This is a genomic window from Vibrio sp. SCSIO 43140 (assembly GCF_023716585.1).
GTDB lineage: Bacteria > Pseudomonadota > Gammaproteobacteria > Enterobacterales > Vibrionaceae > Vibrio > Vibrio maritimus_B.
The window spans coordinates 1,526,836-1,541,355 of sequence record NZ_CP071850.1 but is presented as its reverse complement, the minus strand read 5'-3'; the positions used below and the strand labels follow the sequence as shown (position 1 = coordinate 1,541,355).

Below are 14,520 nucleotides of genomic sequence, written 5' to 3'. Positions count from 1 at the left end.
TGGACCGTTGCTTTATCGTCTTCCATTCGTGAAGAAAAAAGCAGCATTTGTTGTCGTATATGATACCTCTCTCCAATCAATCTATTAAATTTCCGTCAGTTATGTCATTTTTCTTACTGGATGGACCATTCAACTCTTTTCCTAATATATAATCCCGAACAATTGAGTTAAATCTAAGAGTATTATGTTTTTAGCGCCATACGTATCAAGTAACAACGAACAGTTTGAATTCACTCGCCAACAAGCAAGCCATTTTGCTAAAAAAGTCGCGGGCGACTTCAACCCAATCCATGATGAAGACAACAAGCGCTTCTGTGTGCCTGGCGATCTGCTTTTCGCAGTTCTACTTCAAAAAGAAGGCATCAGTCAAAAAATGCGTTTTGACTTCTCTGGCATGGTTGGTGACGGTGTTGCGCTTAATGTTGTTGAGAAAGGCGAGCATGAGAGTGCGGTTGTCGATGCGTCTGGCAAAGAATACCTTCAAATGACTCACACAGGTGAAGTAAGCCAAAACCAAGAGTTTATTGAGCATGTCGTAACGAACTACGTTCAGTTCTCTGGGATGAACTTCCCTCACATCATGGTTCCTCTTATGCAGGAGCAACAAATGATGATCAACTGCCAACGTCCTCTAGTGATTTACGAGAGCATGGAAGTAGAATTCGACCGTCTTGACCTATCCCACCCTGAAGTGGAGTTCACAGGCGCGACATTTGACGTTGATGGTAAACGTGGTGTCGTAACTCTCAACTTCGCATTCAAAGAAGACGGTGCGGTTGTTGGTAAAGGCATTAAGCGTATGGTAGCGAGTGGTCTAAAGCCTTATGACAATGACGCGGTAGACGATCTTGTGGCGCGTTTCAATGAGCGTAAAACTCAGTTTCTAGAGCTACTCAATAACGCAGCATAATTTAAAAAGCCCCGTCATCTGACGCAATGTAGATCAGATAAGAATCGATTGACCGATCCTTCTGATGAGAGACAATCGGAAACCTGTTTATAGGTTTCCGATTTTTTATGTCTATTCAAAACTTCTTTGCCGACTTCCTCGAAGAAAACCCTGTCGATGTAGCTCAACTCACTACATTCTCTGAACACATTCCTGATGAGTGGGTCGCTAAAGCAGCCTCTCTGTCTGATAAAGCGACAATCCGTCGACGCCGATTACCGAGTGATATGGTTTTGTGGTTAATTGTTGGTATGGCTTTTTTCCGTAATGAACCCATTGCCGAAGTCGCACGGAGAATGAACGTCTGTGCAGACGGTTTGGCTGATGAAGAACTGTTGGCAAAGAGTGCTTTAACCCAAGCAAGGCAACGCTTGGGTAAAGCAGCACCTGAATGGCTATTTAGGCAATGTGGGAGAACGTGGGGGCTTGAGCGATACCCTGATGATACTTGGCAGGGCCTACAGGTTTTTGCTGTAGATGGTGCTCTTTTTAGAACAGCTGACACACCCGAACTAAGAGAACATTTTGGCTCTGGTAATACGTCTAGCAATAGACAAACCCCTCATCCAGTATTGAGGGTTGTGACCATGATGAACGTTCGCTCTCATGTCATCGTTGATGCTGCGATAAGCCCTTATCGCCGAGGTGAAATCCCTCTAGCGATGCCCTTTATCAACGCTTTACCAGACAACTCTGTGACATTACTGGACAAAGGTTTCTATGGAGCAGATTTACTCCTTTCTCTCCAAAGCAGTGGAATAAATAGACACTGGCTTCTCCCTGCAAAGAAAGGAGTCAAATATACCCTATTAGACGATAAAGAAAGCAGTGACATGCTTGTGGAAATGAAGACCTCACCGCAGGCTCGTAAGAAAAACCCTAATCTTCCTGAGAAATGGACTGTCAGGGCGGTCACTTACGAGGTCCAAGGTAAATCCAAGACGGTGTTTACCTCTCTTCCTAGAGATAAGTACGATGCTCAATCCGTGGCAGAGCTTTATCATGAAAGGTGGGAGATCGAATTAGGTTATCGTGACATCAAGAGTTCGATGCAACATAACGCTTTAGTGTTGAGAAGCAAAACAGTCGAGCTTGTCTATCAAGAGTTATGGGGACTGCTACTCGGTTATAACTTGGTGAGACGAGAAGCTAGTCAAGCCGCCGTTGAACACGGACGCTTACCTAATGAAATAAGTTTTAAGTATGCTTGCCAATTTATAGCCAGCCAGCTCAAAGTGATGAGTAAAGCGGTATCTTTAGGTAACACGCCGAAACGCCTAAAGAGCCTTCGAGGTGATTTGTCTATCCTCTTCATAGACAAACGCCCTAAGCCAAATCGGCCTAGGGCGGTAAAAATATCAAAAACCCGATACCCTGTTAATCGCAACGCAGCTCCTCTTAAGTGAACTACGTTGCGTCATCTGACGGGGCTTTTACTTTGAATATCAATTAAATCCAGCGTCGCACCTTAACCTTATAGGTACGGTAGTCTTCTCCAAACATAGCTTCTAGTGCTCGCTCCTCAGGGCGTATCTGGAAACGATTCATGTACGGCACAAAAAGACAAGCCAATGCAATTGCCAGTCCATCCTCGAGCCAAAACCCCCAACTAAGCAAAAGCGCAAACAGCGCCACATACATAGGATTACGAGTTTTAGAGAAGATCCCGCTATCTACGATACAACTCGCTTTATCTGGCTTGGTAGGATCGACTGTTGTCTTGGCTCGTTTGAATTCAAGAACTCCCGAAATACCCACATAACCGCTTAGTGAGAATAGCCCAAACACCCAAATGCTTTTTAGTGGGATATGCATATAGAGCCAACCATTGTCGAACTTAGCAAGTAGGTACATAACAGCAGCTAAAATAAGAAAAACCAAGACAGGTGGAACCTTAAGCTCTAGCGCTTTCACTATTAACTCCTTTATCAAGATCAAAAAAAGCGCCCAGTGGGCGCTCTTTGATGTTACTGACTCAGTAACTGCAATACCGCTTGCAGCGGATGCTTGGTAGCGGTTTGTTCAAATCGTTTTACCTGGCTTCGGCATGAATAACCTGTCACCAAGCAACGCTCTTTTGGCAGTTGGTCTAGTTTCGGAGCCCAGCTCAAGCCGTAGATATCTTTTGACATCTGTAGCTTATCCGACTCGTGACCAAAGGTACCCGCCATGCCGCAGCAGCCAACGGGTACTGTCGTCAAACAGCCGCCAAAGTGACTAAATATGGCGCCCCACTCTTTCTCTGCGTTTGGCATCTTAGTTTTCTCTGTACAGTGCGCAAACAGATACCATTCTTCTGCATCAGCTATAGCTTTTGGCTCAGATTCGGCGAGAAGTGGAGTCATCCACTCGTGCACGGTTAGTACATCGAAATCGCCACGTTCTGAACCGAGAATTTCGTCATATTCGTCACGATAACAAAGAACCAACGCAGGATCGACGCCGACTAGAGGCATGCCCAAAGCAGCAACTTGCTCTAAGAACTCTGCGGTGCTCTTCGCTGATTTGGCAAACTTCGCCAAGAAACCCTTGATGTGTGTTGCCTTACCATTGGGCTTAAACGGCAACATCACAGGCTTTTTACCAAGCTTGAGAATCAATTTAGCGAAATCTTCCACCACCTGCGCATCATAAAAGCTGGTAAACGGGTCTTGAACAATACACACGTAGTCTTGACGTTGCCCTTGCGGAATGGCTTGTAGCTGTTCCAAGTTAAACTCGGAAATCGGCTGCTGCTTAATACGAGATTTCAGTGTTGGTACCGACAATAACGGCGCATCCACATAACCGACCGTTTTTGCTGTTAAGCTTTGTACTAGGTTTTGCTTGAGAGCAAAGTTGACCACTTTTGGCACCTTTGCCATGTACGGCAACATAGTCTCTATATTGGCAACCAAATAGTCTTTCGCTGGGCGCTGATAGCGCGTGTAATACAAGTTGAGGAACCGCGCTCTAAAGCTTGGTACATCGACTTTGATAGGACACTGGCTCGCACACGCTTTACACGCTAGGCAACCATTCATCGCTTCGTAGACCTCATGTGAGAAGTCATACTCATGACGCTTATTGAAGGTATTTCGCCACTTTTCTATCAGACCTTTGGCGCTAGAGTTTTGTTTAGTCTCATTTTCTAAATCCAGAACATCAAAGCCTTGCTCGGACAACTGTCTTAACCATTCACGAACTAAGCCTGCACGTCCTTTCGGTGAGTGTCGGCGATCAGCGGTCACTTTCATCGACGGGCACATAGGCGACGCGGTGTCATAGTTAAAGCACAGACCGTTGCCATTGCATTCCATCGCCTGCGAAAAGCTGTCACGAATTTGAACCGGGATTTGACGATCATATGTGCCGCGCTTAACATCCGACACCTTCACGAGCTCATCTTCACTCTCAAGCGGTGTACAAATCTTACCGGGGTTCATCTTATTGAGAGGGTCACATGCGGACTTGATACGACGAAGCTCACCAAACAACGCTTCACCGAAAAACTCTGGTCCATATTCAGAGCGGAAACCTTTACCGTGTTCGCCCCACATCAAGCCGCCATACTTAGCGACTAATGCCACCACCTCGTCTGAGATTTGGTGCATCAAAGATTCTTGTTCAGGGTCGCACATATCCAGTGCCGGACGCACATGCAGTACACCTGCGTCAACGTGTCCAAACATGCCGTAATTGAGTTTGTGACCATCAAGCAATGTGCGAAACTCAGCGATAAAATCAGCAAGGTTTTCTGGTGGAACACAGGTATCTTCTGCAAAGGCAATTGGCTTCGCACTACCTTTCACTGCGCCTAGCAAGCCCACCGCTTTCTTGCGCATGTTGTAGATACGACCGATACTGCCAACATCATTGGTCACCTGATAGCCGATGATTCCGTCTTGTTCTGTTTTAAGCCTTTCATCAAGGCTGTCAGTCAAGGCTTTAACCGCTTGCGCTACTTCTTCTTCGTCTTGTCCAGCGTATTCCACCATGTTAAGACCAAGCATCTCTTTGCCTGGAACATCACTGATTAGGTCACTAACGGTATGCCAAACGATGTCTTGCTTCGCAAAATTTAATACGCGAGAGTCAACGGTCTCAACAGATAGCGCGTTCGCCTCGACCATAAACGGGGCATTACGCAGCGCAGAGTCAAAACTGTTGTATTTCACATTGATAAGCGTTCGAGCTTTTGGAATTGGAGTAAGGTTGAGTTTAGCTTCAGTAATGAATGCTAAAGAGCCCTCAGCGCCACATAGAATGCGCGTGAAGTCGAACGAATCGTCGTCCGCTTGGTAGGCATTTTTTAGATCGTAGCCGGTTAGAAAGCGGTTTAATGGTGGAAACTTTTCGTTAATAAGTGCTTGTTGCGAAGCACAGACCTGTCTTGCAATTTCAACGGCCTGCTTGGCAAACGTACCTTCATTCAACACATCAACAGATTCACTACTTTCAAGCAGTGAGCCATCGGCAAAAACCGCTTGAAGGGACAAAACGTGATCTGAGGTTTTACCGTATTTAAGCGAGCCCTGTCCGGATGCATCGGTATTTACCATTCCACCTAACGTTGCGCGATTACTGGTTGATAGGTCTGGCGAAAAGAAATAACCAAACGGGCGAACGGCATCATTTAGGGCATCTTTAACGATACCAGTTTGCACTCTTACCCAACCTTCATCTTCGTTGATTTCAAGCACCTTGTTCATATGGCGTGACAAGTCGACGACCACACCAGATGTTAGCGATTGGCCGTTAGTACCTGTACCACCTCCACGAGGAGAAAATGTGACGTTGCTGAACTTATCTTGGTTCGCAAGCTGACCAATCAACTGAACATCGTGCGTTGATTTCGGATGGACAACAGCTTGTGGCAGCTTTTGGTAGACACTGTTATCGGTCGCGACCGCTAATCGGCTTGAATATTGAGTTTCGATATCCCCCGTAAAGCCGTCGGCTTCAAGTTGCTGTAAAAAGACCAGCACAGTGGGATGAATATCAGATTGTGAGTGTAATCTTGGTAACATTAGCTTCCTGCCCCCTAAGTCTGCCGATCCACTCGGCAAAGGAGTAAATTGTGAGAATTGCCCTGCATCGCTGACGTTTTAGAGTTGCATACCCAAGTACTGAAAATCCCGCTTCTTGAGTTCGCTTGATTATATACGTCGCTGAAAGCACATCGATTTTACTTATCCCGTCACTTTACAACAATTAAAAATGTGATCAAATCGGAAACTCAGTGTCATTCGCTATGTTTTATGCCTTTTCAACACCATTGCTTCATGACACACTCCTAAGACTAAGGAAGACACCATAAGATCAAGCGGTCCGCAATGAAGAAAACAAAAGTAATCACTACAGAAGATATTCTATTAAAACTTTGCCAATCGGTTTCTACCGTCCTGACTTCTGCAACAGAATCCAGCGTCACCTATTCGGCCATGGTTCAGAAGATAACAAAAACGACACTTAAGCCGGACTACGGTTGTTTTGTTTTATTCGATGGCGGATTTTCGGGATTGGTGGTGATTAACTTTACGTCCAAAGCCGCCCTTGAGCTTTATACCAACTACATGCGTAACATGGGCATGCCTGAAGAAGAGCTGGCCATTCACCACAACTCTGACGAAGTAGGCGATGTACTTGGTGAATTGATGAACCAACTGGTTGGCGATTTCACGAATAAAGTGCGTAAAGAGCTGCAAACCAACATTACTCAAAACCAGCCAAAGATGCTGTCCATCAACAAGCAAGTGGTGCTCTCTGTAGACACTAACTTAGAGCGCCCACAAGCAAGACGCGTTACCTTCTCGACAGAAAACAACAATATCTTCTATCTTGAGTTTGCGATGGATAAGACGGAATTTATTCAAATGGAAGAGTTTGAAGTTCAGCCAGACGAGTGTCCGGACGCTATTATTGAGAAAGCGCGAACGGCTCAATCTGAGAAAGCCAAACCCAAAGCGGAAGCGGTCGACGACAACCAAGACCTCCTCGATCAACTCGGGCTATGATACGCACCTTCTTTGAATTTCTGTATGGCTGTGTGAAGTTTCATAGCCATACACACCTATTGTGACACCCTTCCACTTTTGCATAAAAGTCGCTAAAATATCCCCCCTTTTTCTTCCACGGTTGAGAAACTTCAGGTTGTCGATGGATAAACAAAAAGCCCTCAAAAAGATCGCTAAATGTCTAGAGCTAGGCAACTCAGCGAACGTCAATGAAGCCGCAAACGCCATCAAAATGGCGCACAGGCTTATGTTGAAATATGGTCTCGATAAAGATGATATCGAGTTCATCAAGATGGGTAAGACGCAATCCACTCACCTGCTTCCGACCAACATCAGCTCAACCTTGCTGCGTGTTATTCGTGGTATCAACACCAAGTTTGGTGTTGAAGCTGTCCTTCTTAATCACAAAGGGCTAAAACGCGTCGAGTTCATTGGTGAAGCGGATCGCGCTATCTTTGCGGCCTTTGCGTTTGACATCATTTACCGTGAAATGAACGAGCAGACAGGCCAGTTTAGAAATAGTTTTGCCGGCTCTGGCACGTCTACAACCGAAGTGACGCGCCGTGTTAACTCTTTTGTCTCGGGTTGGATTGAGGGAGCACTTGAAAAGCTGCCAGTCATCACTCCAGATGACGAATCCGCGAACAAGATCAATAACTACATAGATAAAGAGTTTAAAAACATCGACCGTGAAACCTTCAAACAGCAATTAAAAGAAGCGATGAAGAACATTACTGCGGACTATGAAGTCGGTCTTAAAAAAGGTCGAAAGGTGTCAGTTAACCGACCTATTGACGGTGCACAGGCTCCAAAACTACTGAAATAGACACCTATCTAACTTGCCAATGGAGTGCAGAATAGATGCTTAAAAGCTTGGCGACTCACCCACGTAGCATGCTGCTTTTACTCGTATTATTCTGCCTATCCTACTCCGCCCTGGCGTCTACGGAGGCGCTCGAAAAACAAGCTCTACTTAACAATGCCGATGCCCAATATCAACTAGGTCTCGCCTACGAGACGGGTGAAGGTGTTAAACGAGACCTGACAAAAGCGGCACACTGGTATCAACAAGCCAGTGAGAATGAACATCCCGCCGCCACTTTTAACTACGCTCAAGCGCTAGAGTTTGGTCGAGGTGTCCAAGCCAATCCATCAAAAGCCGCACTACTCTATACTAAGCTCGCGGTTCAAGGGGATGTTTCAGCACTCGGAAAAATCGCAAAACTCTATCAACAAGCTGCGGTAGACATTCCTAACGAAGACCAAGCGGTTTTGTGGTACTCCCTTGCGAAAGATGCTTCACCTAGCTATCAAGAAGCTTATGACGCCGCACTTCAAGCACAGTTCAATGCTCAGCAGTTGCGCCAGATAGAGGCACTGAAACAGCAAGAGCAAGCAAACAAACCTCAAGCGGTTACTCACATACCCTCTCCGGAGTCGACCTCTTCAGATTGGCGTTGGTTAATCCACGCGAGCTACCTTGTCTTGATCGGAGCAATCATAGCTATTGGAGTTTATCTACAAAGACAAACAATGCGCGCGTCCAATGATCATGAATTGGACCTCGGACAGCTAAAGCAAAACCTCGCTAAACAGCAGCAGATCATCAAAACACTGCAAAAACAGCTTAAGTCGGCAACCGAACAACTGCGAAGTCGCTCGACTGATTCCCAAAACTCAAGCTCCCAAAGCCCGCATTCAACGGTAAGAGATGCCTACCTTCGCTTCGGGCTCAACATAAATGAACAACCTACTGCAAGACAGATCAAGGCGCGCTACAAGCAGTTGAGCCGCATTTATCACCCAGATGCCCAGGGTAGTGAAGAAGAGATGAAGCAGCTTAACCTTGCGCTGAACACGCTTACCAACCATCTAAAGAGTCGATAATCGCTATTTAAACTGGCGGTTTTATAACCAAACCTGCACAACACCGCTTTTTTGAAACATATATTTAACATTCCCATTGGTTTTGTGTCATAATACTCCGCGAAAATAACACCCAGACAGATAAGGGTGGGGAGTAATAATGTACGTATTCACTAAAGAAGGTATCTGTGACTGGTGCCACACACCAAGTTATGTCACTAAACATGAGTATATTGACGGCAAGTGCCATCACTCTTGCGAGCAATGTTTAAGTTTTGCCGTTATGGATGTCAGGCAATTTAATCTCGCAGAAATCGAGCTTCGAAACAAAATGACCGCTCAACCATAAATGAAATGCAATGCGCCTCTGTTAACAGAGGCGTTTTAGTCTCTACCTTCAAACGCCCTACACACCGCTCATCTCATCGCTAGCTAATAGACGTACTATACAGTGGTTGTACAGTACTTTTATTCAAAACTACTATTGTTCCCTTATTTCCTCACAATAATTCGCGATAACTTCAATTTAAAACTCATTAAATATTAATGATTTAAATGAAATTGAGTTTTTAATGAACAAAAAATGCTTGATCTTTCCCCGGCAAAAAACTACTGTATAACCATACAGCTTGTATAAAGGAACAGGGTTATGTTACTCAACAATCAAATTCGCTCTCAATACAATGTTTCACGTACTTACAACGCATTCGGTAGCAGCATCGCGCCACAAGGAATTCAGGATGAAGTTCTTGAAAAGTTATCGAAGCTAACGTCTAGACCACAGTGGATTTTGATGACAGCGGAATGCCCTCGCCCTTCTGCAGGACAAGCTCTTCATTTTCATAAGTTGGGTAAGCATATGGTTCAAATGAAACCTTCTGCTAGCTTGACGCAATATCAAGTTGTCGAAAAAGCAATCCGCTCTGGAAACGCATGCGCCATTATTGCCAACGGTCAGTTTAGTACCCAAGAGCAAGCAACGCTGAACGCACTCGCTTTAAGCCAGCAGTGTGAAGTTGTCTTTTTATCTGGCGAACGTTACCTGCATTAATACGCCTCTTTTCAGCCTCGAGGCAGCGAACCTGCCTCGAGACGTACTTACATTTCCGCTCACACAACCACCCTTTACACGAACCTAAAGCCGCCTTTTTAAACAATTGACTCTATAACATAAACAAATTGCGCAAACGTTTGCTTTTTCTCTGGCAGGATCAACCAGTTCTGGTATGATGCGTGGCAATAATGAGTGTTACCACTCTTCCACTTGTTGTCGCTGTTGTCGCGACCTTACATTAGATAGGAATGTCTCCATGAGTCTTGCTGATCAAGTTCTTGCCGTAAACGACGATCTCCCAATTCGCACTAACAAACCAGTTCATAGCGGTAAAGTGCGTTCTGTATATTGGCTGACTGAAGAAGATAGCCGCCGCCTTATCAAAGAGAAAGGCTACGACGTAGCAGAAGACGCACCACTTGCGATTATGGTTATCAGTGACCGAATTTCAGCATTTGATTGTATTTGGCACGGCGAAGGTGATCTTCGAGGTGTTCCTGGTAAAGGCGCAGCACTTAATGCGATTTCAAATCACTGGTTCCAACTTTTCAAAGATAACGGTTTAGCGGATAGCCATATTCTAGACATCCCTCACCCATTTGTTTGGATCGTTCAAAAAGCTAAACCAGTCATGATTGAAGCTATTTGTCGTCAATACATCACTGGCTCAATGTGGCGTGCCTATGAGAAAGGCGAGCGAGAGTTTTGCGGTATTACGCTACCAGAGGGTCTAGAAAAAGACTCTAAGCTGGAAGACATTCTTATTACACCTTCTACGAAAGGTATCTTGCGCGGTATTCCTGGGGTTCCTGAGGCAGACGATGTCAACATCACTCGCCAGAACATTGTCGACAACTTCGAAGCATTCAACTTTACCAATGCAGCTGACATTGATGGCTACGAGAAGTTGCTTAAAGAAGGTTTTGGCGTTATCAGCAATGCACTTGAAGCCATTGATCAAACGTTTGTTGATACCAAATTTGAATTCGGCTACGTAACGGATTCAAAGGGTAAAGAAAAGCTAATCTATATGGATGAAGTGGGCACACCTGATTCATCGCGCATCTGGGATACGAAAGCCTACGAAACAGGAAGCATTGTTGAAAACTCAAAAGAAGGCTTCCGCCAGTTCCTGCTAAACCACTTCCCAGATCCTGATATCCTACTAAACAAAGAGCGCATGCCAGAGCGCGAAGCACTTGCGAAAGACAATGCATTGCCGCTAGAAGCACTAATGGACGTATCACGTACTTATACTGGTATCGCAGAAAAGATTACGGGCCGTGAAATCAAGCTAAGCGAAAATCCAAAACAAGAGATCATCGATATCTTGCGTGCCGAATACGACTTGATTGCAGACTAATTCTGGCTAACTTTGAAGACATACAGTACCAAAAAGGGGGAGCATGGCGCTCCCCCTTTTCATTGGTTCGAACATTGCTAACTACGCGCATATTGGGGTATGTACATGGCCAACTAAGTCTCTATTTAACATCGACGAAGCTAATGCTAAGCGTGGATCACTGCGATCAGTAGGTCTTCATCAGGGACTGCCGTAATACTCGCGTTTCCCTTTGCTTGTATCGTCTCGATTTGATCGGCATCGAGTGAATAAGGCATTATCACTTGTAGGCAATCAATATGCTCATCTCGAGCAAGTCTTATTAACGACACTAGGTTGGATTCATCACTACGACTGGTTGATAAAGACTGAAGCGCCATCTCCCATAAGCGGCTGTCTGGGTCACTTTCTTGTTTGGTGGTCTCTTTCCAAGCCTCACCAAACACTGGAGCCACAGAAGCCAACGCCTCTAGGAAAGTCCATTTTTTACTGCACGATTCGCCGAGAAAACTGGTGTAATCAAACTCCACTGGCGATTTTTTATCATCACACATCTTCACTCCCGATTGCAGAATGCTACTTGATTACTATCATTCAAGCTTGCTTATATAGCAATAGGATATATAAAAACGGTCTTTTATAGCCCTTTTACGATGTGAAAAGTGATATAAAAACCCAATACGCAACATCTTCTGAACATTCGCTCAGCAATAGGCAAATTGTTGTGTAACCTGCCTTGACACCTCACTAACGGACACTACCTCAAGTCTAGCACTCTGCTTGCTTTTCGGTACTTCACTCGCCATCCCGACCAAGCAGGCAGCTCTTTGCGTTTAGGGTCATCTTTTCTTGATCCCGAATGATGACTGATTTCAACTAGTTTACCTTTACCGAAGTACTCAACCGTCAGTGTCAAACCACTCAATTGAATAACAAGCGGATACTTAGCGGCGAAGTCGGCATACTCCCATTCAGGAATGCCTTCAAACTCAAAGTCATTCTCATCGATAAGTTCAAGATCGTCGAAGCTTTCAACGCCAAGTTCGTCAAGACTACTTTGTAACCATAGAGACAGTTCTCCAGTCTCATAGCTCTGCCCTCGCCCCAATCCTAGTTCAAGATACAGTTTCCAATGCGCCATTTTTGTTGATAAGTCTTGTGCTAACCCAGGAAATAGTTGACCACTCATTATCGCATTAGCAATAACCGCAAGTGCGGCTTCTCCCTGAGGTTCACTTTCTCGTTTGGCAATTGTTCTTCCTGCATAAACTAGGGTTTCAGTGTTAATGAGGCCTGCTTCCGTCTCAACGGTCTCTCCAGCAACCCACTCACCTATCGAAAGCTCACGTAGCAAGGAGAGTTCAACCGGAACTAGCAAGGTTCCCAAGGTCATCGTCTGTTTCACACCGCGCCCTGGTAGGGAGTGCGTTGATAACACCAACGCAGATTCTGCATTGCTCTTGAGTCGACTAGAGCGACCCAACAAGACCTCAATCAACCCATTGCCTAGCGCCTCGCGTCGTCTCTCTCGACGCACAAACAGCAACGTTGGATTCGCATTGATCATCTGCTTGATCCATTCACTTCGATCGTATCGCGATGCGACTTCTAGACTCGGCAGCTCAAATACCGATCGCATTTGCTCAGACAAACCTTGCGCTTCGCGCAAAGCATCTTGATCTGCGCTGACGCCAGAGAAGCTCTCGCCACGCAGTAAACCAACCATGATTTGCGCATCGCATCCAAACGGCTCTTCGATATCCAAGCGTTCAAGTGCTTCTTCATTAGATGTCAGTTGATACAGCTTGCCCGTAGTACAGATTGCTGCGGTCAAATCAATCATGACCTCTTTCAGCGCTTTGGTTGGCATCTTAGTGACAAGATCGGCATAGATAGCATCAACTGGCAGTGGAGCAAGATTTCGCCCATGCTCGGTAATGCCATTATCATCAATCGCCCCTAGCTCTTTGAGCTGCATTTTTGCCGAGGCTAAAGATTTATCCGGTATAGTATCGATAAAACTCAGAGTCTCTAACTCGTGCCCACAAACCGCGGAAGCCAACATTGGCTCCACGATAGACTCGCGTTGCAACTCCGGTGGCGTTACCGACTCTAATGCTGCATGCTCTCCATACAAACGTACACAAATACCATTCATCACGCGCCCTGCGCGGCCCGATCGCTGCGACGCGCTCGCTTTTGAAATGTGAGTGAGCATGAGCGTCGTTTGACCATTTCGCTGGACATTACGACGCTCTAACCCTGAATCTATCACTAGCCCGATATTGGGAATGGTCAGCGACGTCTCAGCAACATTAGTAGCCAGTACCACTTTGCGCTTGTCTTGTGTGGTCATGGCTAAGCTCCGCTCATGATCCGTCACTGAGGCATGCAGCGGCGCAACAAGGATATCGTCAGTATCACAGAGAGGAGCCAATGCAGTTCTAACTTGTTGTATCTCTTTTCTGCCAGGTAGAAACACCAAGATATCACCCGATGTTTCACCAAGTTGCTCTATCACTTCTTGTTTAATTCGCGTTTCTAGATGACGACTATCAGGTAGTTGTCGACTGTCATCGCGTCGATGTTGAATATCCACGTCATAAACACGACCACTTGCCACCAGCCGCTCGGCATTGAAGTAACGCGCTAACTTCTCCCCCTCGATTGTCGCAGAGGTAATAATGGTTCGGTGTGACTGCTTCTGTTTGAGTAATGCCACCAATAAATCGGTATCCCAGCGACGCTCATGAAACTCATCCACGATAACAACCGAATATTCAGCTAACTCGTTCTCCGCGTACCAACGTAGTGCCACCCCAGGCGTTACGAATACTACCTGAGATTCCGCGGTAAAACGGTTTTCTAGCTTGATGGCGTACCCTATTTTTTCTCCGACTTTCTCTCCTAGAGATCCAGCTAAAAATTCGGCAAGAGAGGTGCAAGCGATTCGACGCGGCTCAACAACGAGGACTTTACCCTGCTCCATTGCCCAAAGCGGAAGTCTTGTAGACTTGCCCGACCCTGTCTCTGCTTCAACAATAAGGTGGGAATGTGCCAGCGTTTGCTTCACGTCTTGTTCAATAGAATCAATAGGTAAGGTCATTGTACTTTCTGAAATCTCGGTCGGATGTCGAGAGTATACCTGTTGCTGCCGCAAGGTGCAGTACAACCTCAGTCAGCGATAGGATTTTTACGTGATATTTTCTACAATTAGTTAACATTTGCACTTCGCTTAATCTCTTAATTTGTGTTAAATTAGCGCGCTAATTGTTCCTATTTCCCGAATGACTGTTCCCATATCAGGTAACCT

12 protein-coding genes are annotated in these 14,520 nt (G+C 45.6%); 8 read left to right on the top strand and 4 right to left on the bottom strand.

Annotation, left to right across the window (positions count from 1 at the left end; translation table 11 throughout):
* Positions 1-184: 184 nt before the first annotated feature.
* The gene (locus tag J4N45_RS07225; protein WP_234493872.1) at positions 185-910 is read left to right on the top strand and encodes a DUF3581 domain-containing protein; all 726 of its coding nucleotides are present in this window, start codon (positions 185-187) and stop codon (positions 908-910) included.
* A gap of 107 nt (positions 911-1,017) precedes the next feature.
* On the top strand, positions 1,018-2,355 hold the full coding sequence (locus J4N45_RS07220) for an IS4 family transposase (RefSeq protein WP_252012245.1): 1,338 nt from the start codon (positions 1,018-1,020) through the stop codon (positions 2,353-2,355).
* 43 nt (positions 2,356-2,398) lie between these two features.
* On the opposite strand, the gene J4N45_RS07215 is transcribed toward J4N45_RS07220, so the two are convergent.
* Both J4N45_RS07215 and ydiJ read right to left on the bottom strand, forming a co-directional pair.
* Positions 2,399-2,863: a methyltransferase family protein gene (locus J4N45_RS07215; RefSeq protein ID WP_252014294.1), complete on the bottom strand. Its 465-nt coding sequence runs from the start codon at positions 2,861-2,863 to the stop codon at positions 2,399-2,401.
* A gap of 53 nt (positions 2,864-2,916) precedes the next feature.
* On the bottom strand, positions 2,917-5,958 hold the full coding sequence (gene ydiJ / locus J4N45_RS07210; protein WP_252014293.1) for a D-2-hydroxyglutarate dehydrogenase YdiJ: 3,042 nt from the start codon (positions 5,956-5,958) through the stop codon (positions 2,917-2,919).
* A gap of 306 nt (positions 5,959-6,264) precedes the next feature.
* On the opposite strand from ydiJ, the gene J4N45_RS07205 reads away from it, so the two are divergent.
* From J4N45_RS07205 to J4N45_RS07180, 6 genes are all read left to right on the top strand, one after another.
* A complete protein-coding gene (locus tag J4N45_RS07205; protein ID WP_042475468.1) occupies positions 6,265-6,945 on the top strand; it encodes a DUF3334 family protein in 681 nt (226 codons plus the stop codon).
* Between the two features lie 142 nt (positions 6,946-7,087).
* Positions 7,088-7,771, top strand: coding sequence for a DUF2786 domain-containing protein (locus J4N45_RS07200; protein ID WP_042475466.1), 684 nt, complete (start codon positions 7,088-7,090; stop codon positions 7,769-7,771).
* Positions 7,772-7,806: 35 nt separating this feature from the next.
* Positions 7,807-8,832 carry a DnaJ domain-containing protein gene (locus tag J4N45_RS07195; protein WP_252014292.1) on the top strand — a complete coding sequence of 342 codons (1,026 nt, stop codon included), beginning with the start codon at positions 7,807-7,809 and terminating at the stop codon, positions 8,830-8,832.
* Between the two features lie 139 nt (positions 8,833-8,971).
* The gene (locus tag J4N45_RS07190; RefSeq protein ID WP_234493877.1) at positions 8,972-9,160 is read left to right on the top strand and encodes a hypothetical protein; all 189 of its coding nucleotides are present in this window, start codon (positions 8,972-8,974) and stop codon (positions 9,158-9,160) included.
* A 300-nt stretch (positions 9,161-9,460) separates the two neighbouring features.
* On the top strand, positions 9,461-9,862 hold the full coding sequence (locus J4N45_RS07185; protein WP_252014291.1) for a hypothetical protein: 402 nt from the start codon (positions 9,461-9,463) through the stop codon (positions 9,860-9,862).
* A 259-nt stretch (positions 9,863-10,121) separates the two neighbouring features.
* On the top strand, positions 10,122-11,228 hold the full coding sequence (locus J4N45_RS07180) for a phosphoribosylaminoimidazolesuccinocarboxamide synthase (RefSeq protein WP_252014290.1): 1,107 nt from the start codon (positions 10,122-10,124) through the stop codon (positions 11,226-11,228).
* 146 nt (positions 11,229-11,374) lie between these two features.
* Here J4N45_RS07180 and J4N45_RS07175 read toward each other — a convergent pair whose 3' ends face one another.
* Together J4N45_RS07175 and J4N45_RS07170 are read right to left on the bottom strand one after the other, a co-directional pair.
* Positions 11,375-11,761 (bottom strand): transporter, encoded by a 387-nt coding sequence (locus J4N45_RS07175; RefSeq protein ID WP_252014289.1) that lies wholly within the window; start codon positions 11,759-11,761, stop codon positions 11,375-11,377.
* A gap of 203 nt (positions 11,762-11,964) precedes the next feature.
* Positions 11,965-14,313: a helicase-related protein gene (locus J4N45_RS07170; RefSeq protein WP_252014288.1), complete on the bottom strand. Its 2,349-nt coding sequence runs from the start codon at positions 14,311-14,313 to the stop codon at positions 11,965-11,967.
* Between the last annotated feature and the right edge of the window lie 207 nt (positions 14,314-14,520).